At 38.1% G+C, this 20,885-nt stretch carries 23 protein-coding genes and 1 tRNA gene; 11 read left to right on the forward strand and 13 right to left on the reverse strand.

Going from position 1 to position 20,885, the window contains the following annotated elements; translation table 11 throughout:
* Positions 1-131 precede the first annotated feature (131 nt).
* Together RWN13_RS14820 and RWN13_RS14825 are read right to left on the reverse strand one after the other, a co-directional pair.
* Positions 132-311 carry a 2-hydroxymuconate tautomerase gene (locus RWN13_RS14820; RefSeq protein WP_314065213.1) on the reverse strand — a complete coding sequence of 60 codons (180 nt, stop codon included), beginning with the start codon at positions 309-311 and terminating at the stop codon, positions 132-134.
* A 57-nt stretch (positions 312-368) separates the two neighbouring features.
* A complete protein-coding gene (locus RWN13_RS14825) occupies positions 369-1,631 on the reverse strand; it encodes an MFS transporter (RefSeq protein WP_314065215.1) in 1,263 nt (420 codons plus the stop codon).
* Between the two features lie 147 nt (positions 1,632-1,778).
* Here RWN13_RS14825 and RWN13_RS14830 point away from each other — a divergent pair, with 147 nt between their 5' ends.
* On the forward strand, positions 1,779-2,642 hold the full coding sequence (locus RWN13_RS14830) for a hypothetical protein (protein WP_314065217.1): 864 nt from the start codon (positions 1,779-1,781) through the stop codon (positions 2,640-2,642).
* Between the two features lie 213 nt (positions 2,643-2,855).
* Positions 2,856-3,647, forward strand: a complete 792-nt coding sequence (locus RWN13_RS14835; protein WP_314065218.1) for an SHOCT domain-containing protein — start codon at positions 2,856-2,858, stop codon at positions 3,645-3,647.
* Between the two features lie 119 nt (positions 3,648-3,766).
* On the opposite strand, the gene RWN13_RS14840 is transcribed toward RWN13_RS14835, so the two are convergent.
* Positions 3,767-3,839 (reverse strand) — tRNA-Thr (locus tag RWN13_RS14840).
* Between the two features lie 280 nt (positions 3,840-4,119).
* On the opposite strand from RWN13_RS14840, the gene RWN13_RS14845 reads away from it, so the two are divergent.
* Both RWN13_RS14845 and RWN13_RS14850 read left to right on the forward strand, forming a co-directional pair.
* Entirely contained in the window at positions 4,120-4,692 is a 573-nt protein-coding gene (locus tag RWN13_RS14845) for a YdcF family protein (RefSeq protein ID WP_314065220.1), read from the forward strand.
* 183 nt (positions 4,693-4,875) lie between these two features.
* Positions 4,876-5,472 carry a nitroreductase family protein gene (locus tag RWN13_RS14850; RefSeq protein ID WP_314065222.1) on the forward strand — a complete coding sequence of 199 codons (597 nt, stop codon included), beginning with the start codon at positions 4,876-4,878 and terminating at the stop codon, positions 5,470-5,472.
* A gap of 72 nt (positions 5,473-5,544) precedes the next feature.
* Here the strand turns inward: RWN13_RS14850 and RWN13_RS14855 are convergent, their stop codons facing one another.
* The 5 genes from RWN13_RS14855 to RWN13_RS14875 form a co-directional block, all read right to left on the reverse strand.
* A complete protein-coding gene (locus tag RWN13_RS14855; protein ID WP_399553677.1) occupies positions 5,545-5,955 on the reverse strand; it encodes a GNAT family N-acetyltransferase in 411 nt (136 codons plus the stop codon).
* On the reverse strand, positions 5,939-6,475 hold the full coding sequence (locus RWN13_RS14860; protein WP_314065224.1) for a gamma carbonic anhydrase family protein: 537 nt from the start codon (positions 6,473-6,475) through the stop codon (positions 5,939-5,941). The genes RWN13_RS14855 and RWN13_RS14860 overlap by 17 nt, the downstream gene beginning before the upstream one ends.
* A gap of 15 nt (positions 6,476-6,490) precedes the next feature.
* The gene (locus RWN13_RS14865) at positions 6,491-6,745 is read right to left on the reverse strand and encodes a hypothetical protein (RefSeq protein ID WP_314065226.1); all 255 of its coding nucleotides are present in this window, start codon (positions 6,743-6,745) and stop codon (positions 6,491-6,493) included.
* Positions 6,746-6,869: 124 nt separating this feature from the next.
* Positions 6,870-7,046 (reverse strand): hypothetical protein, encoded by a 177-nt coding sequence (locus RWN13_RS14870; protein WP_314065228.1) that lies wholly within the window; start codon positions 7,044-7,046, stop codon positions 6,870-6,872.
* Positions 7,047-7,061: 15 nt separating this feature from the next.
* Complete coding sequence (locus tag RWN13_RS14875; protein ID WP_314065230.1) at positions 7,062-7,751, reverse strand: NAD(P)H-dependent oxidoreductase; 690 nt, start codon at positions 7,749-7,751, stop codon at positions 7,062-7,064.
* Positions 7,752-8,434: 683 nt separating this feature from the next.
* On the opposite strand from RWN13_RS14875, the gene RWN13_RS14880 reads away from it, so the two are divergent.
* A complete protein-coding gene (locus RWN13_RS14880) occupies positions 8,435-8,743 on the forward strand; it encodes a hypothetical protein (RefSeq protein ID WP_314065232.1) in 309 nt (102 codons plus the stop codon).
* A gap of 151 nt (positions 8,744-8,894) precedes the next feature.
* Positions 8,895-9,518 carry a DUF4352 domain-containing protein gene (locus tag RWN13_RS14885; protein WP_314065233.1) on the forward strand — a complete coding sequence of 208 codons (624 nt, stop codon included), beginning with the start codon at positions 8,895-8,897 and terminating at the stop codon, positions 9,516-9,518.
* A 48-nt stretch (positions 9,519-9,566) separates the two neighbouring features.
* Here the strand turns inward: RWN13_RS14885 and RWN13_RS14890 are convergent, their stop codons facing one another.
* Positions 9,567-10,913 (reverse strand): glucose-6-phosphate isomerase, encoded by a 1,347-nt coding sequence (locus RWN13_RS14890; RefSeq protein WP_314065236.1) that lies wholly within the window; start codon positions 10,911-10,913, stop codon positions 9,567-9,569.
* Positions 10,914-11,088: 175 nt separating this feature from the next.
* Positions 11,089-12,438 (reverse strand): NADP-specific glutamate dehydrogenase, encoded by a 1,350-nt coding sequence (gdhA, locus tag RWN13_RS14895; protein ID WP_314065238.1) that lies wholly within the window; start codon positions 12,436-12,438, stop codon positions 11,089-11,091.
* A 155-nt stretch (positions 12,439-12,593) separates the two neighbouring features.
* Here gdhA and RWN13_RS14900 point away from each other — a divergent pair, with 155 nt between their 5' ends.
* Both RWN13_RS14900 and RWN13_RS14905 read left to right on the forward strand, forming a co-directional pair.
* Positions 12,594-13,862 (forward strand): NAD(P)/FAD-dependent oxidoreductase, encoded by a 1,269-nt coding sequence (locus RWN13_RS14900; protein WP_314065240.1) that lies wholly within the window; start codon positions 12,594-12,596, stop codon positions 13,860-13,862.
* A gap of 72 nt (positions 13,863-13,934) precedes the next feature.
* The gene (locus RWN13_RS14905) at positions 13,935-14,471 is read left to right on the forward strand and encodes a hypothetical protein (protein WP_314065242.1); all 537 of its coding nucleotides are present in this window, start codon (positions 13,935-13,937) and stop codon (positions 14,469-14,471) included.
* Positions 14,472-14,600: 129 nt separating this feature from the next.
* On the opposite strand, the gene RWN13_RS14910 is transcribed toward RWN13_RS14905, so the two are convergent.
* Genes RWN13_RS14910 through RWN13_RS14920 form a run of 3 tightly spaced genes read right to left on the reverse strand, consistent with a single transcriptional unit; the run spans position 14,601 to position 16,837 of the window.
* Positions 14,601-15,077 (reverse strand): GNAT family N-acetyltransferase, encoded by a 477-nt coding sequence (locus RWN13_RS14910; protein WP_314065244.1) that lies wholly within the window; start codon positions 15,075-15,077, stop codon positions 14,601-14,603.
* A gap of 55 nt (positions 15,078-15,132) precedes the next feature.
* A complete protein-coding gene (gene ybaK, locus RWN13_RS14915) occupies positions 15,133-15,630 on the reverse strand; it encodes a Cys-tRNA(Pro) deacylase (protein WP_314065246.1) in 498 nt (165 codons plus the stop codon).
* 34 nt (positions 15,631-15,664) lie between these two features.
* A complete protein-coding gene (locus RWN13_RS14920; protein WP_314065248.1) occupies positions 15,665-16,837 on the reverse strand; it encodes a class I SAM-dependent rRNA methyltransferase in 1,173 nt (390 codons plus the stop codon).
* 468 nt (positions 16,838-17,305) lie between these two features.
* Here RWN13_RS14920 and RWN13_RS14925 point away from each other — a divergent pair, with 468 nt between their 5' ends.
* The 3 genes from RWN13_RS14925 to RWN13_RS14935 all read left to right on the forward strand — a co-directional run bounded on the left by RWN13_RS14925 (position 17,306) and on the right by RWN13_RS14935 (position 20,857).
* Positions 17,306-19,408, forward strand: coding sequence for an LTA synthase family protein (locus RWN13_RS14925; RefSeq protein WP_314065294.1), 2,103 nt, complete (start codon positions 17,306-17,308; stop codon positions 19,406-19,408).
* Positions 19,409-19,536: 128 nt separating this feature from the next.
* Complete coding sequence (locus tag RWN13_RS14930) at positions 19,537-20,301, forward strand: FtsX-like permease family protein (RefSeq protein ID WP_314065250.1); 765 nt, start codon at positions 19,537-19,539, stop codon at positions 20,299-20,301.
* Positions 20,302-20,314: 13 nt separating this feature from the next.
* Positions 20,315-20,857 carry a hypothetical protein gene (locus tag RWN13_RS14935; RefSeq protein WP_314065252.1) on the forward strand — a complete coding sequence of 181 codons (543 nt, stop codon included), beginning with the start codon at positions 20,315-20,317 and terminating at the stop codon, positions 20,855-20,857.
* Positions 20,858-20,885 lie beyond the last annotated feature (28 nt).

Raw genomic sequence — 20,885 nt, forward strand, 5'->3', positions numbered from 1 at the left:
AAACTTTCAGCCATGTTTTCCTTCTCTTATTGACAGTTCTTATTAATCGGTGGCTTTCTCATTGATAGTTATTATGTTGAATCTATTTAAACACGAATTGTTTATAATTGCAAGGTTAACCTAACAATTTTTTATTTTTTGACTTCGCCAGCGTGGCCGTAGTTTTCTTTTTTCATGTCACTGATCACGATTGACACGGCTTCCTTTTTAGCCCCAGTCGTTCGTACTACTGCTTCCGTCACTTCTTTGATTAACATTTCTTTTTGCTGTGGCGTCCGTCCTTCGAGCATTTGAATATTTATGATTGGCATACTTTTTTCGCCTCTTTCTCTTATGGTTATAATCAGTTTACCATACTGGTTTTATTTTTAGGAGGTGCTTTTTATCCTCTGCGGCTTTACTTTTGGTGTAGTTAACTGCCCTATCGTAAAAGAGAGAACTGCGAAGACCAATAATAAAAGAATGGCCGCTTTTAAGTTCAGTGACGTCGCCGTCGTTGTGAAGATGACTGTAGCAACTGGCGGCACTATCAATAACAAGGTATTAATGCCACCGTTGATAGTCCCCAGCTTGGTCACATCAAAACTACTGATTATTAGAACATTTAGTTTAGGAGAGGCCGAGCCAATCAACAAGCCAACCACTAACAAAGAGCCTAACAATAACCAAATAAGCTGGCCATACATCGCTATGCCTATGACTCCGATGACTAAAAACATCCCCTGACAAATCGTAAAAAGTGACGTTGACTGCAACGCTTTGGGACCAAAAAGACTTCCGAGAATCACGCCTGCGCTAATCATCCCTTGAGATAACGCTAAAGTAAAAGGAAAATTTTGAATGACCAGTTGAGGCTGTTGAGAAAATAACATACTAATAAGTGGCACGAGCACGACTAAGCCACCATTGGCAATAGCAAACATCATAATCGCTCGGAAAACCGGTTGACACTCTTTAATTTCCTTTAAGGAAGACAGTATTTGCTGAACCATTCTTTTTAAAGATATTTTATTCCCACTGTCTTTAACGAGCTTTTCCTTTTCGATTTGATCAAGGGAGGCTTTCATAAAAAAGAGAATAACCACCGTAATAAAAAAGGCTCCACTGTTAATCCAAGCCAAGACTTGATAGGAAAAAAGTCCCATTAAATATGCCCCAACGAATTGAGCCAATAAGCTTACAAGGTTAGTAATTGCCCCGTTCAATCCTTGAGCTTCTTCAATATCTTCCGTTTTCACCATAAATAGCACAAAGGGTGTCATTAAACCACTGGAATACTTACCGATAATATCTGAAATAAAATTAAGTAAACAAATACCTGCAAGTAACAAGAGTGATGACTGAAATCCAATTAACACCCCTACTAATAAGTATAAAATGCCACGAATAATCCCATTGATGATGGTTTTTCTCGCTTTATTTTGACTCATATCAGCCAAACTTCCTGTCAGGATAAAAAAGATACCTGGAATGGATTCTGATAAGGTTACCATGGAAATAGCTAAACCTGAATTGGTCATTTGGCTTGCAAAGGTCAGCAAAGCAATATAGTACATGGAGTCTCCTAAAGTTGAAATAAAGTTGCTAGCAATAAATTTTCTGTACAGCGGGTAGTTTTTGATAATATTCATCGTAACGCCTCCTCATTTTCTGAACAATTAATTGATAACTTAAGTATAAATGAAGGCAGACTTATAAGAACAATAAGTCTAGTATTGTGGACCACGTTTCAAATAAAAATGGTATAATTTAAGAAAAACAACTGGAGGCGACCATCCATGACAACCTATGGGGCGACAATTCGTCAGATACGTTTAAATAAAGGGTATTCACAAAAAGAAATTTACACTGGAATTGTCTCAAAATCCTATGCCATTGAATTTGAAAAAGGAAAGCATGACATGAGTATCAGTCACTTTACAGCTGTCTTGGATCGACTATCTCTTAAGTTTCAAGAATTTGCCTTTATTCATAACGACTATCAGGAACCTGTTTTTTCGAAGACCATGGCACGTTTTGCAGATGCGGCCAACCGAGGTAATCGCAAAGACCTACAAGCAATTGAAAAAGAACTGGGTCAGTCAACGTCTGAAACTGATAGTCTGATTGCGGCTTTGGCTCGTTTAACCCTCTACACCCTTGATCATCCGGCCGACTACCAACCAGCTGACTACCCACCTGAAGACGTTAAGCTTTTACAGGACTATTTAATGGCAAGCAACAGCTGGACCTTCCACGAAATCACTTTTTTCATTAATTGCAGTGGTTTCTTCGATTATGAGGTGCGTTGCCACTTGATGCAAATCGTGACCAAGCGAATCAAAAAATATCACGGGTTTTCATTTTATGATAAGCTTTTTTCGACAATGATTGTTAATTTTTTAGGTGATGCTTTTATTCTAGGTGACAGACAACAGATTTCTCTTTATCTGGATATTTTGGACGAATTAACCCAAGATGTTACCTTAGCTTTTCAACGGGATTTTTATCTTTTTTATACAGGATTGAAGGATCTTCTTTGGGGCGACTCTTCTTTAGGCGAGGAACGCTGTCGTTATATTATCCGTCATTTAGAAATTCAAGGTCATCAGTATTTCGCCACAAACTTAGACCAGTTATTGGCATTGATCCTGGCTAAGTAGTTTATAGCGTACCAACTACTCTCCGTGAAGAATCACCAACTAACCCTGAATTGACTATGATAGGCAACGGCCCCTCTCTCATAGTTGATTCAATTTTTATTGTTCTAAATTTTCCGATAGCCAATACTAGATTGAAAGTTCTTGGTTAGGTTAGCCATCTATAGTATAGTTTATGATAGATGCTAATTAGAACTTACTCTAGGAGGATATAATATGGGACTCTTCACAAAGAAAGAAAATAAACCTGACAAAAGTAGATATTGCGAATACTGCGGAGATAAAATCACCTTTATGAAATCGGGGCCAATACTTAGCGATAAATTCGAGATTTGCGGTAATTGCGCGAATCGGATTAGTGTGGGTAAATCTGAAACTTTAATACATCCAAAAACCCTCACGTTGAAAATGGCTACTGATTTATTAAAACAAGTTGATGCTTTTGAGGAAATCTTTTCACCTTCTGCCACATCACCAAAAATAGAAGTTGATTTTAATAATCAATTGATTCGATTTGGTTTTGGTTCAACAGTCACATACAGGTATTTAACATTTGATAATTTTTTGTCCTATGAACATATTGAAGAGACAACCACTCACATTGTTGAAGCTGATTCCAAAACTAACATAAATCCCAAGACTAATCAAAAAATTGAAAAATTGATTAAAAATATTTCATTAAAGATCAACACGAATATACCAAGTACACCTTATTTTTTTGTTGTATTTTATAGTTCGTTCACTCCAAAGCACACTACTGAAAGTTATCTCTATGACAAGCAGATGAAAAACATTAGGCAAGGTAAGGCATTACTTGATTCAGTTTTAAGACATGAACCAAAATCCGATTCGAGTCCCGTTCAGCCCTCTACTGTTTCCGAGTCATCAGAAGAAAAAGTAGTGAGCGCACCTTCAAACATTCAATTATTAAGAGATTACAAAAGTCTTTTGGATGATGGAATAATCACTCAAGAAGAATTTGACCAAAAAAAGAAGGAGCTACTCTAGCAAACTTCTCTTCCTTTAGCTTATCACCTTAAACTTAGTTTGTTTTTACTAAACTATTGACTCAACTATAAATAACAAAAAAACTCCCTAATCGTTGATAATAGGGAGTTTTTCATCTATGCCGGCTATAGGAGTCGAACCTACGACCTACGCGTTACGAGTGCGTTGCTCTACCAACTGAGCTAAGCCGGCTGATTAATTAGGTCTATAAGAAGTATAAGACTAATCAATTTATTTGTAAAGAGTCATTTTTTGATGTCTAAAATTTTATTTAGCTCCTAGGTTTACAGACTATTGTAACCGTCGATTTCGTTAATAATCTCATTAATAACTACTCTTAAGCGACAAAAATACTCAGCTATCATCATAACTTAAATAAAAATTACCTTTTAGATAATAAATACTTCATAACTTTAAGGTAAACTACTGTTAGACTCAACTGCGTTATCTAGTTTCCAAAGGAGATGAATTCATGAAAACTGTCAAAAAATGGTTAATTGCGTTAATTGCTGTTGGTATTATTTACGGAGGCGTCGTTTTTGGTTTAATCGTCAGTGCCGCAAAAGAAGAACCGCAACAAGATGCTGATTCGCTGATTATTTTAGGCGCCCAAGTACGGGGAACCCCTGCAAAACCAAGTCCGGTGCTAAAAGAACGGTTAGACACCGCCTTAACTTACATTGAGGCAAACCCTAATACCCAAATAGTGGTCTGTGGTGGCCAAGGGAATGACGAATCCGATTCGGAAGCCAATGTCATGGCCGACTATTTAATCGCTCACGGTGTTCCTGATGAGCGTATTATTAGAGAAGATGACTCCACACGGACAATGGAAAACTTAATGAATGCAGAACACGAAACCACCTTAGGCAACACTGTTATTGTCTCAAATGATTTCCATATTTATCGGGCGAAAATGCTGGCGAAACGAATTGGCATTAAAGAGGTTAGTGGGCTTGCCGCTAAATCAGAAACTTCTGCTAAGTATGTAACTTATGCTCGCGAAGTGATCGCTTTGGGTTATGGTTTGGTCTTCGACTGGTAAACAACTTTCTTCGGTAACTTACAGTCAAAAAAAGATTCTTACTTTTAGTGAGCATTTAATTTTACTTATGAATAGTAAGCATATATACTGTAAAAGTAATCAAAAATTTCAGAAAAAAAACAAGGAACTAACATTTCTCTTTTGAGAATGCAGGACCTTTAATATGACGAGGAGAGTTTAATTATGACAACATTTATCGATGCACTAAAAAACAGACGTTCAATCTACGGGATTGGCAAAGACATCAACCTATCTGAGGCTGAATTAGAAAACTTAATCCAAACTGCTGTAAAAGAAAGCCCATCTTCTTTTAACTCACAAACGTCACGTGTGGTTATTCTTTTAGATGACGCTCATGCTAAACTATGGTCGATTGTTGAAAACACATTAAAACCATTAACACCAGCAGAAGCATTTCCAAGTACCCAAGCAAAACTAGCAAGTTTTGCTGCTGGTAAAGGTACCATTTTATTCTTTGAAGACACTGATGTTGTGAAATCATTGCAAGATCAATTCGCGTTATATGCAGATAATTTCCCAATCTGGTCTGACCAAAGTACTGGGATTGCGCAACATTCTGTATGGGTGGCTTTAGCAGAAAAAAATATCGGCGCGAGCTTACAACATTACAACCCAATCATCGATGCTGAAGTTGCCTCAACTTGGGATATTCCAGCTAACTGGAAATTAACAGCTCAAATGCCTTTTGGTTCTGTTGAAGCGACTGCTGGTGAAAAAGAATACATGGACGACAGCGCTCGTTTCCGCACAATTAAATAATCAGCTGACTCTCTTTACATAGAACCAGCGAAAAGAAGGATTACCAACTGATTTAGCTGGTAATCCTTCTTTTTATTTAAAGATAGCAAATGAGACGACACTGCCCTGATCACAGGACTTAAAGCCATGTTTCTCATAAAAGGCCCGAACCTTAGGCCCGTCTTCGGTCATAAGGACGAATTGACGAACCCCTTGATACGCAGCCAACATCTTTTCCATCAACTTAGAACCAATTCCTTGATCGTGATAATCAGGATGTACTAGAATGTCTTGTATATAGATAATGGTTTGGCCATCGCCTACTACTCGAATCAAGCCAATCAGCCGTTGGTTGTGCCAGGCTGTCATGACTTTCAAAGACTGGGCAATTCCTTTTATTAAGGTTTCAGGATTGTTCGTGTAAGCACTCCAGCCCACGCTCTTGTAAAGGGTCAATAATTGCAGGTTCTCAATCTTCTTTTCTTCTCTAAATTGATACATCATGTGACTCACCTACTACAATATAACCTGCCTCATCCATTTCAATTTTTTTTCCTTGGAATTTCTTGGCATTTTCTACGTATGCCTCAGCATTTTGCGTAATCCCCGCAATTTCTTCAGCTGTTAAATGGCGGACAAATCTCGCGGGGCTTCCCATCACCAAGGAATTAGCCGGTATCTCCTTATTTTCTGTGACTAAAGAGTTAGCGCCAATAATCGTATTTTCACCAATTACGGCATTGTTCATCACTGTTGCCCCCATTCCCACCAAGACGTTGTCATTAATGCGGCATCCGTGGATGATACAATTATGACCGATTGTGACATGTTTTCCCACAATAGTCGGACTCTTAATATCCACATGTACAACAGCCCCATCTTGAATATTAGATCCTTCACCGATTTCTATTTCATTATAGTCGCCTCTTAAAACAGCTTGGAACCAAACGCTACTTGTAGCCGCTAGTTTAACTTTTCCAACGATGTCGGCGCTTTTAGCAACAAAAATTGAGTGTTCATTCATCTTGTTTCTCTCCTTTTAACGGGTAATTAAGGTGACAAAATTTGGTTGTTGCGTCAATGGTAACTCTTCTTGGCCAATGACTAAGGCTTGTTTAATATCATTTGTCCGAATGGCGAACAAACTATTAGAGCCTTTTAGTGAGACACTCAAAAATTTCTTAGTGTTAAGTTCATCGACTAAAGCCGAAAACAGTACGCTAACGCTTTCCTGAGACTCACCTTCAACATAATACTTTTCGTTATCATTCGTCAACATTTCGATATAGATCATTAAATTCCTCTTTTCTGATTGTCACTCTATCTTATCACATAAGTCCGACAACCAAGAATAATTCTTGTCTCCTAACAAAAAGAAGTCACTTAATTGAAATGGTAACGACAATAGCTTTAATTCTTTACCATTTATTGGGACTCCATAAGGTACCGTCTAACTCGCCTTCTAATTGCTCTTGGCGGTGCTCTTGCTCTTTCACCAGCTCAATGGCTGATAAAAACAAGGCTTTTTGTTTATAGTCCCGACTAGCTATTGCCAAGTCTGTCAGTTCCCTAATCAGCCAATTCGTTGTTTCCATTTTCCATCCTCTTTTCTAAAACTCTGCTAAGGTGTCTTTCAAATCAGCTAAGACTTCCTGTCGGTCCTTTAAATCAACTGCAATAGCTTCAATTTTATCACTTAATTCCATTGGTAAACTTTCCAGATTAGTAGTTCTCAATTCATTAACCAGCCAGTTTGTGCGATGCTCAAGTGATGCTGGCTGACGTCCAGTCAGGTAGTACTGATAATCAATTAGTAACTGTTTCCTTTTTGCTTCTGATTGATAAGCGAACTGATGAATCCCAAAGCATGGCAAATAGATCATCTCCATATGACGTGCAATTGCTTGATACGGGCGAGTCAACTCATCCATTGTATAGGCCTCACGTCCGCCAGCTTGGTACTCCTTCTCACTAACACCAACTGACAAAACGAGACCAAATTCTTTTCCTTTTAAAATAGTGCCCTGCTGTCGGTAAAAATCTTCTCCACCAAAAACCACATCTTGCCATTCTTTCAACAAGGATGGTGAGCTATACCAATAAAAAGGGAACTGAAAAATAATGCGCTGATGTCTTTTTAAGAGCTCATGTTCGGCTTGAGGGTCAATTTTACCATCTGGGTATTGACTCTCCAAATGATGAACCGTTACCTGTTCATAAGCTTCAACAGCATTGATCAAAAATTGCTGGCTACCCGATTCACTTAAATTGGGATGTGATAAAATTACTAATGTATTCACGGTAAACCTCCTGATTGTTTTTCACATTTCGAATAGAACTATTATAACTCACTTTAGTTGCCCGATGATACTCTTCCGCTTATGAAAAGCGCGATAAATTAAGATAACTATGATTATTTGCATATTTACATAACACTATAGATTAAAGGAACCTTTTATACTATAATTAAGTGTTGTCTAGGACAGAAAAAGGGTAAATCATTTACCATTCCCTCTTTTTCTGTCAACGACAAATAACCTCACTTGGAGGTTGCCACGTTTATTTTTTACATAGAAATAGGCCCAGCAGGATTTTTTAACGTCATACGCTTCTTGATCGAGTCTCTAACGTCTTCACGATCGCCTTTATGTTAAACCTGCCAGACCATATTCTGTTAATAAGGAGTTGCTCAAATTCCCACATCCTTTTTTATTTTGAAATCATCTAGATTCCTATAAACAAACACCGGCTTTTGCCTTGGATTGTTTGCTCTGACAGCCACCGCATCTGAACGACTTGGTTTCTTCTAACTGCCCTTTAGGGAATTTCTATGACTCCTTATAGTTAATTTATACCATCTTTCGTAAAAAAACGCAAGCGTTTACACTTGGTTTTTTTAGTAAATCAACAGCAATTTAGACTCAAACATGTTACAATTAATATCTTGCCTCTGGCAATAAAGATAGTAAGTAGGTGTTGTAAAATGACAATCAATCAATTTATCGATTATATTGAAAATCTTTTGACAAGCAAAGAGTCTTTTTATGTCAAAGCCATGGATGACCAACTGGCAAGAAATTCGCGACGAGCTCCAGCAAAACGTTGGAATGAAGTTAAAATGACACGTGTTATAGATAAACAATGGAAAGAATTACTGACAAATATTTATAATCAGATTCGTCCAAAAGTAAAAAAAACTTCTGAAGCTGAAGAGGGCTGGATTGAGTATATTGCTCAAGATGAGTTCGTTGATTCAATCAATGAATCCATTTACGAAATTGAATTCGAATAAAAAGCATTCCGAAACTGATTCGGAATGCTTTTTTAACCCCCTGTTCCTTTTTTCAATTCTCTTAATGGGGCTCTTGTGCTATGATTAAGGCAAATAGAAAGTTTTAAACCTTTCTAACAACGATAATTTATTAGGGAAACGAGGTTTTTTTATGAAAAAAGTAACAGTATTATCCGTCTTGATTTTAGGGGTATTAGCTTTAAGCGCCTGTTCCAATAATAAAGGGAAAGAAAAGGTGGAAGTCAAGCCAGCTAAAGTTGAAAACACAAAAAAATCGAGTACCAAAAGTTCTACCACTCAGTCTGAGAAAAAAACTGAAAAAGAAGTGGAGACCAAAGGCGTTATCTCTCGGGCCGATTTTGATACCAACTGGTCTGAAGAGTGGCACGGTTTAACGACGACCATTACTAACGTCTCGATTGTTAAAATGGAAGCTGAGACCATGGCTCAATCAGGTCTCAAAGGAGAAGGCATGGTTGCTCTTAAGTTTGTGTTAGAAAACTTTGGGGAGGCCGATCTTAGTAGTTACCCTGATCAAGCGACTTTAGTGATTGACGGCCAACAAGTTGAATCCAACATGGCAGTTAGCGACAGTGTTGGCGGTGAAATTTTGACTGGTGTCAAAAAAGAAGGAGCTGTTATCTTTGACGTCCCGACATTAACCGACCCAACAGCTATTTCTGAAATAAGAGTTAAATGGCAATCCTCTGATACTCAATCAGACGACCTAGACGATATGTTTAAAGATAACGATATAACCATTACATTGAAATAACTAAACACAAAAAAGCTTTCCTCGGAAAGCTTTTTTGTGTTTAGTTATTTACAGACGTTCTTCTAGTTCTTTTTGAAGATCTTCAAAGCCAGGTTTACCTAAAAGAGCAAACATGTTCTTTTTGTAAGCTTCAACACCTGGTTGATCAAATGGATTAACACCATTTAAATAGCCTGAAATTCCGACAGCAATTTCAAAGAAATACATTAAGTAACCTAAAGTAAAGGCATCTGTTTCAGGAATTGTCACTACAAAGTTTGGTACATCGCCATCCGTATGAGCTAAAAGTGTTCCTTGGAAAGCTTTAGTATTAACGAAATCGATGTCTTTTCCTTGTAAGTAGCCCAAACCGTCTAAATCTTGTTCCAATTCAGGAATGGTTAGATTGTGGCGCGGTTTGTCCACCTTAATGACTGTTTCAAAAATATTGCGGCGACCTTCTTGAATGTATTGACCTAATGAATGCAGGTCAGTCGAGAAGTTAGCACTTGATGGGTAAATACCTTTTTGATCTTTCCCTTCAGATTCGCCGAATAATTGTTTCCACCACTCAGAAAAGTATTGCAAGCCTGGTTCGTAGTTAATTAACAACTCAGTCACTTTACCTTTACGGTATAACACGTTTCTTAAAGCGGCATATTGATAGGCTTCGTTTTCTGCTAATTGATCACTGCTATAAGCCTCACGTGCTGCAGCTGCACCTTCCATTAAGCCATCGATATCTGCCCCACTAGCAGCAATCGGCAATAGTCCTACAGCTGTTAAGACAGAGAATCGTCCGCCAACATCATCAGGAATAACAAATGTTTCCCATTTTTCAGCGTCTGCTTCAACTTTAACAGCACCTTTTGCTTTATCAGTTGTAGCATAAATGCGTTTGTTAGCTTCTTCTTGGCCATATTTTTTGACTAACATTTCTTTAAAGATACGGAAAGCAATCGCGGGCTCAGTAGTTGTACCTGATTTAGAAATAACATTTACTGAAAAATCACGGTCACCAATGATGTGAATCAAATCTGCTAAGTAAGAAGAGCTAATGCTGTTTCCTGCAAAGAAAATTTGTGGTGCTTTACGCTCTGAACTATCAAGTAAGTTGTAGAATGAATGATTCAGAAAATCCAAGGCTGCCTTAGCCCCTAAATATGAACCACCTATACCAATAACAACTAATACTTCCGAATCGCTTTGGATTTTAGCTGCGGCTTGTTTAATGCGAGCAAACTCAGCTTTGTCATAGTTGACAGGTAAATCAATCCAACCTAAATACTCATTGCCGGCTCCAGTTCCTTCTCTTAACTCTTTGTGGGCAGCTGAAACTGCGTTCTGCATATACCCTAACTCGTGCTCCCCAATATAAGAACCGATTTTAGAATAGTCAAAATGAATGTGTGACATTTTACATCCTCCTTCAAGGTTTTTAACTGATTGTTCATTACCTCTATACTTTACGTTTTTTTCAACCATTTTTCAAGTAAACAAGCAAAGTTCTCTGCAAAAACTTTGAAATTAACTAAAAATTCAAAAAAAAACGACTCTTATAGAAAAATAAGAGTCGTTCACCATTTTTATTCTATACCAATCCTTGGCTGATCATCGCTTCCGCAACTTTTGCAAAGCCAGCAATATTGGCTCCAGATAATAAATCGCCTTCTGTCGCATATTCCTTAGCTGTATCGCGACATGCTTCATAAATGCGTTTCATAATATCGTCTAACTCTGAATCAACTTTTTCAAATGTCCAAGGTAAACGTTGTGAGTTTTGAGCCATTTCAAGAGCTGACACAGCTACACCACCTGCATTAGCCGCTTTACCTGGACAATAGACTACACCATTTTTCTCAAATACCGCTACTGCGTCTAAAGTACTCGGCATGTTGGCACCTTCGGCAACAATTTTAGCGCCGCTCTTAACAAGAACTTCGGCAAATTCAGCACTAATTTCATTTTGTGTCGCACATGGTAGCGCAATATCATAGGCATCAGAATAACTCCAAACAGATTTGCCTTCAAAGTAAGTCGCATTTGGTCTTTCAGCTGCATAAGCAGATAGACGTTCACGTTTCACTTCTTTGACTTCTTTTAATAACGCCACGTCAATGCCATCAGCATCGTAAACATAACCACTTGAGTCAGAACAAGTAATGGCTGTCGCCCCAAGTTCCTGAGCTTTTTGAATAGCATAAATGGCCACGTTTCCGCTACCAGATACGACTACTTTTTTGCCCTCAAATGAATCATTCTGGTCTTTAAGTAAGTGTTTCACGTAGTATACCAAACCATAACCAGTCGCTTCAGTACGAGCCAAGCTACCCCAGTAAGATAAAGGTTTCCCAGTCAAAACACCTGAGTGATGACCATTTAACCGTTTGTATTGGCCAAATAAATATCCAATTTCACGTCCGCCGACCCCGATATCACCCGCTGGTACATCAACATCCGGACCAATATATTTTTGTAATTCAGTCATGAAGCTTTGACAGAATCGCATAATTTCTGGATCAGATTTGCCTTTAGGATCAAAATCACTACCACCTTTACCACCACCAATTGGCAGGCCGGTTAGGCTGTTTTTGAAAATTTGTTCAAATGCTAAAAATTTCAAGACACTTTCTGTTACAGTTGGATGAAGCCTTAGTCCGCCTTTGTAAGGGCCAAGGGCTGAGTTATATTGGATACGAAAAGCACGATTGACTTTCCAATTTCCTTTATCATCTTGCCATGGCACTCTAAATTGAACAATTCGTTCAGGTTCCAAGAGTATCTCAAGTACGTTAGATTCTACAATTGCTGGATTTTTCTCCAAGTAAGGTGCAATGGTCGGTAGAAATTCATGGATTGCTTGTAAGTATTCCTTTTGACCTGCATTCTTTTCTTCCATCTTTGCTGTTAAACTGTCCAAATATTTCCCGATATTCGTCATTCAAACACCTCCATTTAATATGTCACCAAGTATAGCTCAATTTTTTTCAAAAAAAAAGGAAAAATGATTAATTTTCTAAATTTTCTGAAAACCTTACAGTTTTCAATTTATTGGAAAACTGTGGTAAACTAAGGCTGAAACGGAGGAATATCTTTATGACAAAAGACGTTATTGTAATCGGTGCTGGCACCAGTGGTATGATGGCTGCTATCTCGGCTGCTGAAAATGGCGCCCGTACTTTATTAATTGAAAAAAACAAACGAGTTGGAAAAAAACTCCTATTAACTGGTGGTGGTCGTTGTAACGTGACCAACAATCGCCCAGCTGAAGATATCATTCAACACATTCCTGGAAATGGCAAGTTTCTTTATAGTGCTTTTTCCCAGTTTGATAACTTACAAATCATGGCTTTTTTTGAAGAAAATGGTGTTTCTCTTAAAGAGGAGGACCACGGTCGGATGTTCCCTGTCAGCAATCGTTCTAAAACCATCGTTGATTGCCTGACAGCTAAATTGACGGAGCTTGGCGTGGAAATCTTAACAGAAGAGACCGTTAAACGCTTATTGATTGAAGATGGACGAATCGTCGGTGTGCAGTTAACTTCCGGAGATCGTCACGTTGCCCCTTGCGTTGTGGTTTCCACAGGTGGGCAAACTTATTCCTATACAGGGTCGACTGGCGATGGCTATCGTTTTGCTAAAAAGGCCAATCATACGGTGACTCCTCTTTATCCGACTGAATCGCCTTTAAAATCCAGTGAGCCCTTTATTCAGAAAAAAGTTCTTCAAGGTCTGGCCTTGCAGGATGTGACTCTCAGTGTCTTGAACGAAAAAGGAAAAGCTATTGTCAGTCATGAAATGGATTTGCTTTTCACTCACTTTGGGATTTCTGGCCCGGCTGCTCTTCGCTGTAGTATGTTTGTCAATCAGGAACTCCGTTCGCGCAATAGTGTCACCGTCACCTTAGATGCTATGCCACAAAAAAGCTGGCAGGATGTTGTGAAGGCCATTGAAAAAAGACAGATTGAACAGGAACAAAAATCCATAAAAAATGGCTTGAAAAATCTACTACCTGAACGTTATTTAGAGTTCTTACTCATAGAAGCTAAGATCGATTCCAGCCTACCACTTAAACAATTTGATCAAAAGGATATTGAACGTTTTGCTAAACTAATCAAAGATTTCCGTTTAGAAATTAACGGCACTTATCCTATCGATAAATCTTTTGTGACGGGAGGTGGAATTTCCTTAAAAGAAATTCAACCAAAATCACTGGAAAGTAAATTAATCGACGGTCTTTTCTTTACGGGAGAAGTCCTTGATATTAATGGCTACACAGGCGGTTACAATATCACAGCTGCTTTTGTTACAGGTTATGTGGCGGGTAAACACGCGGCTGAAATCGCCAGTTATTATCAGTATTAGCTAAATTTTGTAGTTCCTCTCATCTTGTTATATAATAAAGAAGCATTAGATTATGATTGTGGAGGGGTTTAAATGTTCCAACAAAAGAAAATTTACAAAACGTTAGAAAATCGTCAATTTACTTCTGAAAGCTTGCTAAAAGAACTTGCTGACATGAAAGAATTTAAGTTTGATAATGTCTCTTACACAGGCCTTAATTTAAATTTAGACATGTTAATGACCCAAAATATTCGCGATGAACAGTTCCAATTAGTTGATACACAACATGGTTTAGCTAAGAAAGCCTATCGTGCTTGGCAAGCTGATCTCAGTTTAGCCATTAATATTTACAATGCTTTCGCTGATTATACCAAAGAACACTTTGACTATTATTTAGCTGAGTCTAAAAAATATCAAGAAGAGACTGGTCACAGTAACTCCTCTGCCCAGTACAAAGATTATTTTGAGCAAGGTAATTCCATGTATTTTCACGATGTGTTACACAGTGTCTTTAACATCTCTCGTCGCCTTGATTTATCGATTGAAGACTTTGAAGAGGCTTTAGCCACAGATAATGAAAAAGCATCGGATTATCCCCTACCAGAGAAAAAAGTATTTGAGCGTCGCTAATCAAGTAGCGCAGACAAGTATCACAAAGCTCTTCTTTTACTTAAAATTAAAAATACTGCCAAATCAAGGTTTTCGTTTCCTTGATTTGGCAGTATTTCATTTATTTAAGAGTATTTCTCATATCACTTGTTAGTATTGTTTCCGATAAACATACTGCTGACCAAGTGGTCCATTTAATCGTTTGCCAGTGTCCTCAAAACCAATTTCTCGATACAAGGTCTGGGCAAGCACATTTTGATGATTGACAGCCAGTACGATTTCATCACATTCAGGAAATTCTAATGGAAGAAACGTTTCTAAAGCCTGCATGCCTGCTTTGCCCAGCCCTCTTCCCCGATATCGTTCATCTGTTGATAACGTTCGCAGTAACAGTGCCTTTGAATTGTTGCTAAAGGCTTCTGCTGCTGGGTAGCCATTTAAACAAAAGAACCCTACCACTGTTTCTTCCTTACAAATAAACAGAGGAAACAGTTGCTGATCCTCGTCTAATTCTTTGACTTTTTCTTTTGGATGAGCAGTGAATCGATCATTGATTAAGTGATAGTTCTCTAAAACGTGTTGGTCCTTTTGAGGGTTATATCTTCTAAGTGATACTTGCTCGTTCATTGTTAACCTCCCTAATACTTAAATCAATTACAGATAAGAATCTTAATCTCCTCCTTTACTCAGCCACAATAGGCACAAACTGCCCCTTAACCAATCCTGCTAAATCATTGGCAGCAATGCCCATCTGCAGACCTCTTTTTCCAGCTGATACATGGATTGTCCCCTTTTCCAACGCTTGTTGATCAATGTAGGTGGGAAACAATTTCTTCATGCCAACTGGAGAACAGCCTCCCCGAATATAGCCAGTTGTCTGCTCAAGGTCCTTTAAGGGCAGCATCTCCATTTTTTTATTGCCGCTGACTTTTGCTAAAGCTTTTAAATCCAATTCCTGATTTCCTGGAATAACAGCCACCACGGGCCCGGTTTTATTGCCAACAGTCAATAGCGTTTTGAAGACAGTGCTGACGTCTATCCCCAAGTTATTAGCTGCTGTAACGGCATCAACATGGCCATCATGCCATTCGTATTCTCGCTCAGTATAAGCTATCATATGTTGTTCAACTATGCGTATAGCATTGGTCTTTTGGATTTTCTTTTTAGGCACAGTCTTCATCCCTTCCTTTTGATCAGCCTCACTTGGATTTCTGTTAAATAACTTCGTAGATTAACACTTTCAAATAATTGCCTTCTTTATAGTTAGGATTAATCACAAAATCGTCAGGCAAGCGATGAGTTGCCAGTCGCTTAAACTGCCTTCCCTGATTTCCTAGAGCCTCTTCCACCATTTTTCGGTACTTATCAAAGCTAACGTTGGCCGCATTGGTAGAAGCGATTAAAATGCCCTTTTTCACCAATAATCCGGCAACTTCCTCCACTAAATCACCATAGTTTTGTGCAACGGAGAAATTCCGCTTTTTACTGCGGGCAAAACTTGGCGGGTCCAAAATAATCATGTCAAAGCTTAATTTTTTACGTTTAGCATAGTTGAAGTACTCAAAAACATCCATGACAACAATTTTATTGTTGTCGAGAGAAAGGCCATTAACCTCGAACATCTCCTTAGTTTTAGGTAAACTCCGCTTGGCTAAATCCACACTAACAGTACTGGCAGAGCCACCCATGGCTGCTGCTACAGAAAAAGCCCCGGTATAACTGAAGGTGTTCAAGACATTTAAGCCTAAGGCAAGGCCGTCAACCAATCGACCTCGAACATCTTTCTGATCTAAAAAGATCCCCGTCATCATGCCATCATCTAGATAAGTCGCAAAAGTGATCCCATTTTCTTTAACTAACAAGGGAGTCGGCGCTTCTTTTCCCCATATATGCTGACTATCAGGCAGACTTGCCAAATCAAAACGATTTTTTTCATATGCTCCAATAATAAATGGTGTTTCCGCTAAAAAAGCATCGATTATCGCCTCTTTCAGTTGATAAATACTCGTGTTATACCAAGAGAACAAAGCAAAGTCTTCATAAACATCGATGGTCACACCTCCCAGACCGTCTCCCTCCCCATTAAATAATCGGTAAGCTGTTGTTAATTGGCTATCAATCTGACGTTTTACCAAGGCTTCCGCAAATAATCGTCGGAAAAATGTCTGATTAATTTTCTCCTGTTCATTCTGGCTTAATAACCAACCACACCCTTTATTTTGTTTCCCTAAATAACCTGATCCCAGAAATTCTCCTTGTGAGCCGATAAATTGCACCAAGCCTTCAACGGTTTCATCTGCGGAATTTACTAGGTCTTGGCTGACAATTAAAGGGTATCCCTTCTTCAGTTGTTGTGCCGCTCGTTTTGTTACCTTGACTTTTTTCATTATTTTTCTCATTTCTTATATAAATTTCTTCACACTTTTTTAGTATCATTATCTTAATGACTATTCTAACATAATTATGCAAGATAGCTCTTGTAAAATATGCTGAATCTGTGAATTGAGCTTAAATTCTTTTGCTGTCGACATTTTTTTACAGCCCGATACATTGAGTTAAATTAATGGTTATCTTCATTTCCTAAACCTGAATTTTTTCTTAACATTTTCATGAAAATGATACAAATTGACTTTTGGCTAGTATACTTGGTAAAATAGAGAGTATGGGTTATTGTACCCCGTACTTAAAACGCATTTCCGCACAGGTTATTAGCTTAATATGACCACTGTCAAAGGTCCCAGCTTTTCCTGCTGATCAAATGCTAACTAAATTTACTTAATTATTTTCACCTTTAAAATTGAAAGGAAGTTTTTACATTGAAAAAATCGCATTACCCTAATTGGTTAAATTCGCGTATGGGGTTCTTTGCTCTTCTGGTCATCCTGACCTGGGCTAAAAGTATCTTTGCTTATCTGATTGATTTTAATTTAGGACTGGAAGATGCGTTCCAATACTTAATATTATTCATCAACCCCTTTGCGACAACTATCTTTATGTTATCTGCAGCTTTATATATTAAGAAAACCAAGGGCTCCTACATTACGATGATGGTTCTTTATTCCCTGCTGACCTTGTTGTTGTTCTCCAATGTCATTTACTATCGTGAGTTCACTGACTTTATTACCATTAACACCATGCTAGGTGCTGGTAAAGTTGCCTCTGGTCTAGGAGAAAGTGCCTTGCGCTTGTTCAGACCCTATGACATTCTTTACGTGATCGATATTATCGTTCTGATCGTTTTACTGGCCACTAAAAAAATTAAAATGAGTACGACACCTATTCGCGCTCGCTGGGCTTTTGCTATGACAGCAATGTCCTTCTTATTGTTTGCTGGTAACTTGTCATTAGCAGAAATGAGTCGTTCCGAATTACTTAAACGAACCTTCTCCCGTAACCATATTGTTAAATATTTAGGCTTAAATGTCTTTACGGTATACGATGGTGTTCAAACTTACAAAGCCAATCAAAACCGTGCTCAAGCAAGTGAAAATGATGTGGTAAGCATCAAAGAATACGTTGACCAGCATCACGCAGCTCCTAACGCCGACAAATTTGGCATTGCTAAAGGTCGAAACGTCATCTACATTCACTTGGAAAGTCTGCAACAATTTATGATTGACTATAAGTTAAAAGATGAAAATGGTGTTGAGCATGAAGTCACACCATTCTTAAATAGTTTATTTCACGCTCAAGATACCTTTAGTTTTGAAAATTCCTTCCATCAGGTAAAAGCTGGTAAAACTAGTGATGCTGAAACCTTGTTGGAAAACTCATTTTTCGGACTGGATCAAGGTCCCTTGTTCACACAGTTAGGTGATAAAAATACTTTCCAAGCTGCTCCAGCTATTTTAGGTCAGGAAGCAGGCTATACCAGCGCTGTTTTCCACGGTAATGCCGGAACATTCTGGAATCGTAATGAAACTTACAAACGATTTGGTTATAATTATTTCTTTGACGCTAGTTACTATGATGTTAATGAAAATAATTCATTCCAGTATGGTTTGCATGACAAACCATTTTTCCAACAATCAGTGCAATATCTGGAACATCTGCAACAACCTTTTTACACAAAAATGATTGCTGTCTCAAATCATTATCCTTACTCTGAATTTAAAGACGATGAAGCTGGTTTCCCAATGGCGAACACCAAAGATTCAACCATCAATGGCTACTTCGCAACAGCTAATTACCTTGATAAATCTGTTGAAGAATTTTTCAATTATTTAAAAGCAAGTGGATTATATGACAATTCGATGATCGTCTTGTATGGTGATCACTACGGCGTCTCTGATTCACGTAATACGGAGTTAGCGGAATTACTTGGACAGGATCCTACTACATGGAGCAACTTTGACAATGCTCAAATGCAGCGTGTACCATTGATGTTCCATATACCTGGTAGAACAGATGGCGGCATTCAATCAACTTATGGTGGCCAAGTGGATGTCTTACCGACCTTACTAGGTTTACTCGGCATCGACAACTCGAAGTATTTACAATTAGGACAAGACTTGTTTTCTAAAGAAAACGAGCAAATTGTCGCCTTTAGAAATGGTAATTTCCTTACACCTAAATACACGGTTCTTGGTGACAAAATCTACCTTAACGCAACTAAAGAATTAGTCGAAGAACCTGGGGAAGAGTTAACTCAGGAAATCGATGCTTTACGTGAAAAAGTACAACTTCAGTTAAAAACCTCTGATGCTATGACCAATGGTGACTTGCTTCGCTACTACGATAGTGGCTTGAAAGAAGTCGTGCCAGAGGACTATAACTACAAAGGTCAGTTGGAACAAATTGAATCGATTGAAAAAGAAAAAGGTGCTGCTTCGACTAGTGTTTACAGTAAACACAATGGTAAATCAACCGTTGATTTATATGAAACGAAAACCTATAAAGAGTATCATCCAGATGCAACCGATCAATCAACCACCACTTCTACTGAAGTCAAAAAATAATTATCTAAGCAACGAATCACATAAGATTCGTTGCTTTTTTGCACTTTATCCTTTTTTTTTCATATATTTTTCACATGTATTCTCTATACTATAGATATAAGGTTACCTTTTATACTGGCGAAATGGAGATGAGCGAAATTAAGAATGTATTTTCCAGCATTACCTATTACAAAAAATACAACATTATTTTATTTATCTTTTTCTCCATGGCTTTATTATGTCTCACTTGCCTCGTTGTCTTAGATGCCACGCGAGAAATAAAAGTTAACGAGATTTCAGCACGTTGGGATATTATCTATAAATTTTTACCAGAAATGAAGGCCAATGGCTTTGAAACCTTTTCTGCCGCAAGTCAAGCACTTAAATCACGGTATCACCTCTTTACCAAATTAGTTGTGGCGGGGATCAGCTTATTGTTGATGCTCCTAACAGGAACACTGCTAATTAAACGAAGACGTGATATTAACTCTTTGTTAAATTTAGGCATTAAGAAATGGCGAGTGATTTTTCAATTGGTCGTGGAAGCTCTCTTTCCGATTATCTTTAGTTTTTTTGCCATCTTAGCCTTGTTGTTAATTTTTCAATCGAGTTTTAAAACAGCAACCGTCTCCATCAATGATCGCTTGTTCAATGCAGAGTTGCCTTATGACTTGACTTTTAATACCCAACACACGACAGCAATCGAACCTAGTGAAGATAAGGAAAATGTACTGTTACCTTTCAACGAACAATCTTTTTATTTTGTTGAAGCCAGTGGCAAAACCTTTTCATACCACAATGTATTTTCAGTTGTTTCTCTTAGTTTTATTTTTTTATTAATGTTGAGTTTTTTAGCAGTGACTTTAACAACGGCTTTCCTGGTTAACTTTTTAGCTCAAAGGATGTACTACTAAAGGTGGTGTTTTAATGGAACAACAAGTTGATTATTGCGAATATAATCTACCTCCAGAACAACTGTTTACGTTGCTTTATCTGGAGTCAAGTGCCAAACACGGTGCAGAAAAAAAGAAGAAGAAACTCTCAGCGACATTTGATAACTTCTATTATATCGGGCACAACAATTCTCTTTTACCCTTTCTTACAATTGAGGAAAACATGATGCTTGGCATCCCCAAAAAAGAACTGGTATCTTATCAAAACAAGCTGGAACAATGGGGACATTACTTCAAATTGAAACCAACTATTGGTGCTTTACGACCTGATGGGATTACTCCAGAAACCTGTATGTTGATTCACTTAGTCCGAGCTTTTGCCATGGAAAGAGAACTAGTCTTTATCGACGAAGTGGCTTTAGATTTGTCCCATGAGTTTGTCGACACCTTAATCCCTACTTTAATCAATTTAGCTAATGACCAGAAGATGTCCATTATTTTTGTGACAGATCGTATGGAGTTAATTGAAAAATACCCTCAACGGTCACTAATTTTGGACGATAATCAAACGCTTTGACTTCGGTCTCAGCGTTTTTTTTGCACAA

Origin of the sequence: uncultured Vagococcus sp., from assembly GCF_963518325.1 — a bacterium.
In the GTDB taxonomy this organism is placed as follows: domain Bacteria; phylum Bacillota; class Bacilli; order Lactobacillales; family Vagococcaceae; genus Vagococcus_D.

What these genes read in the sequence shown, in the direction of transcription:
- RWN13_RS14820 (WP_314065213.1), bottom strand. Translation starts at nt 311, where the DNA reads ATGCCAATCATAAATATTCAAATGCTCGAAGGACGGACGCCACAGCAA.
- RWN13_RS14825 (WP_314065215.1), bottom strand. Translation starts at nt 1,631, where the DNA reads ATGAATATTATCAAAAACTACCCGCTGTACAGAAAATTTATTGCTAGC.
- RWN13_RS14830 (WP_314065217.1), top strand. Translation starts at nt 1,779, where the DNA reads ATGACAACCTATGGGGCGACAATTCGTCAGATACGTTTAAATAAAGGG.
- RWN13_RS14835 (WP_314065218.1), top strand. Translation starts at nt 2,856, where the DNA reads ATGGGACTCTTCACAAAGAAAGAAAATAAACCTGACAAAAGTAGATAT.
- RWN13_RS14845 (WP_314065220.1), top strand. Translation starts at nt 4,120, where the DNA reads ATGAAAACTGTCAAAAAATGGTTAATTGCGTTAATTGCTGTTGGTATT.
- RWN13_RS14850 (WP_314065222.1), top strand. Translation starts at nt 4,876, where the DNA reads ATGACAACATTTATCGATGCACTAAAAAACAGACGTTCAATCTACGGG.
- RWN13_RS14855 (WP_399553677.1), bottom strand. Translation starts at nt 5,955, where the DNA reads ATGATGTATCAATTTAGAGAAGAAAAGAAGATTGAGAACCTGCAATTA.
- RWN13_RS14860 (WP_314065224.1), bottom strand. Translation starts at nt 6,475, where the DNA reads ATGAATGAACACTCAATTTTTGTTGCTAAAAGCGCCGACATCGTTGGA.
- RWN13_RS14865 (WP_314065226.1), bottom strand. Translation starts at nt 6,745, where the DNA reads ATGATCTATATCGAAATGTTGACGAATGATAACGAAAAGTATTATGTT.
- RWN13_RS14870 (WP_314065228.1), bottom strand. Translation starts at nt 7,046, where the DNA reads ATGGAAACAACGAATTGGCTGATTAGGGAACTGACAGACTTGGCAATA.
- RWN13_RS14880 (WP_314065232.1), top strand. Translation starts at nt 8,435, where the DNA reads ATGACAATCAATCAATTTATCGATTATATTGAAAATCTTTTGACAAGC.
- RWN13_RS14885 (WP_314065233.1), top strand. Translation starts at nt 8,895, where the DNA reads ATGAAAAAAGTAACAGTATTATCCGTCTTGATTTTAGGGGTATTAGCT.
- RWN13_RS14890 (WP_314065236.1), bottom strand. Translation starts at nt 10,913, where the DNA reads ATGTCACACATTCATTTTGACTATTCTAAAATCGGTTCTTATATTGGG.
- gdhA (WP_314065238.1), bottom strand. Translation starts at nt 12,438, where the DNA reads ATGACGAATATCGGGAAATATTTGGACAGTTTAACAGCAAAGATGGAA.
- RWN13_RS14900 (WP_314065240.1), top strand. Translation starts at nt 12,594, where the DNA reads ATGACAAAAGACGTTATTGTAATCGGTGCTGGCACCAGTGGTATGATG.
- RWN13_RS14905 (WP_314065242.1), top strand. Translation starts at nt 13,935, where the DNA reads ATGTTCCAACAAAAGAAAATTTACAAAACGTTAGAAAATCGTCAATTT.
- RWN13_RS14910 (WP_314065244.1), bottom strand. Translation starts at nt 15,077, where the DNA reads ATGAACGAGCAAGTATCACTTAGAAGATATAACCCTCAAAAGGACCAA.
- ybaK (WP_314065246.1), bottom strand. Translation starts at nt 15,630, where the DNA reads ATGAAGACTGTGCCTAAAAAGAAAATCCAAAAGACCAATGCTATACGC.
- RWN13_RS14920 (WP_314065248.1), bottom strand. Translation starts at nt 16,837, where the DNA reads ATGAAAAAAGTCAAGGTAACAAAACGAGCGGCACAACAACTGAAGAAG.
- RWN13_RS14925 (WP_314065294.1), top strand. Translation starts at nt 17,306, where the DNA reads ATGGGGTTCTTTGCTCTTCTGGTCATCCTGACCTGGGCTAAAAGTATC.
- RWN13_RS14930 (WP_314065250.1), top strand. Translation starts at nt 19,537, where the DNA reads ATGAGCGAAATTAAGAATGTATTTTCCAGCATTACCTATTACAAAAAA.
- RWN13_RS14935 (WP_314065252.1), top strand. Translation starts at nt 20,315, where the DNA reads ATGGAACAACAAGTTGATTATTGCGAATATAATCTACCTCCAGAACAA.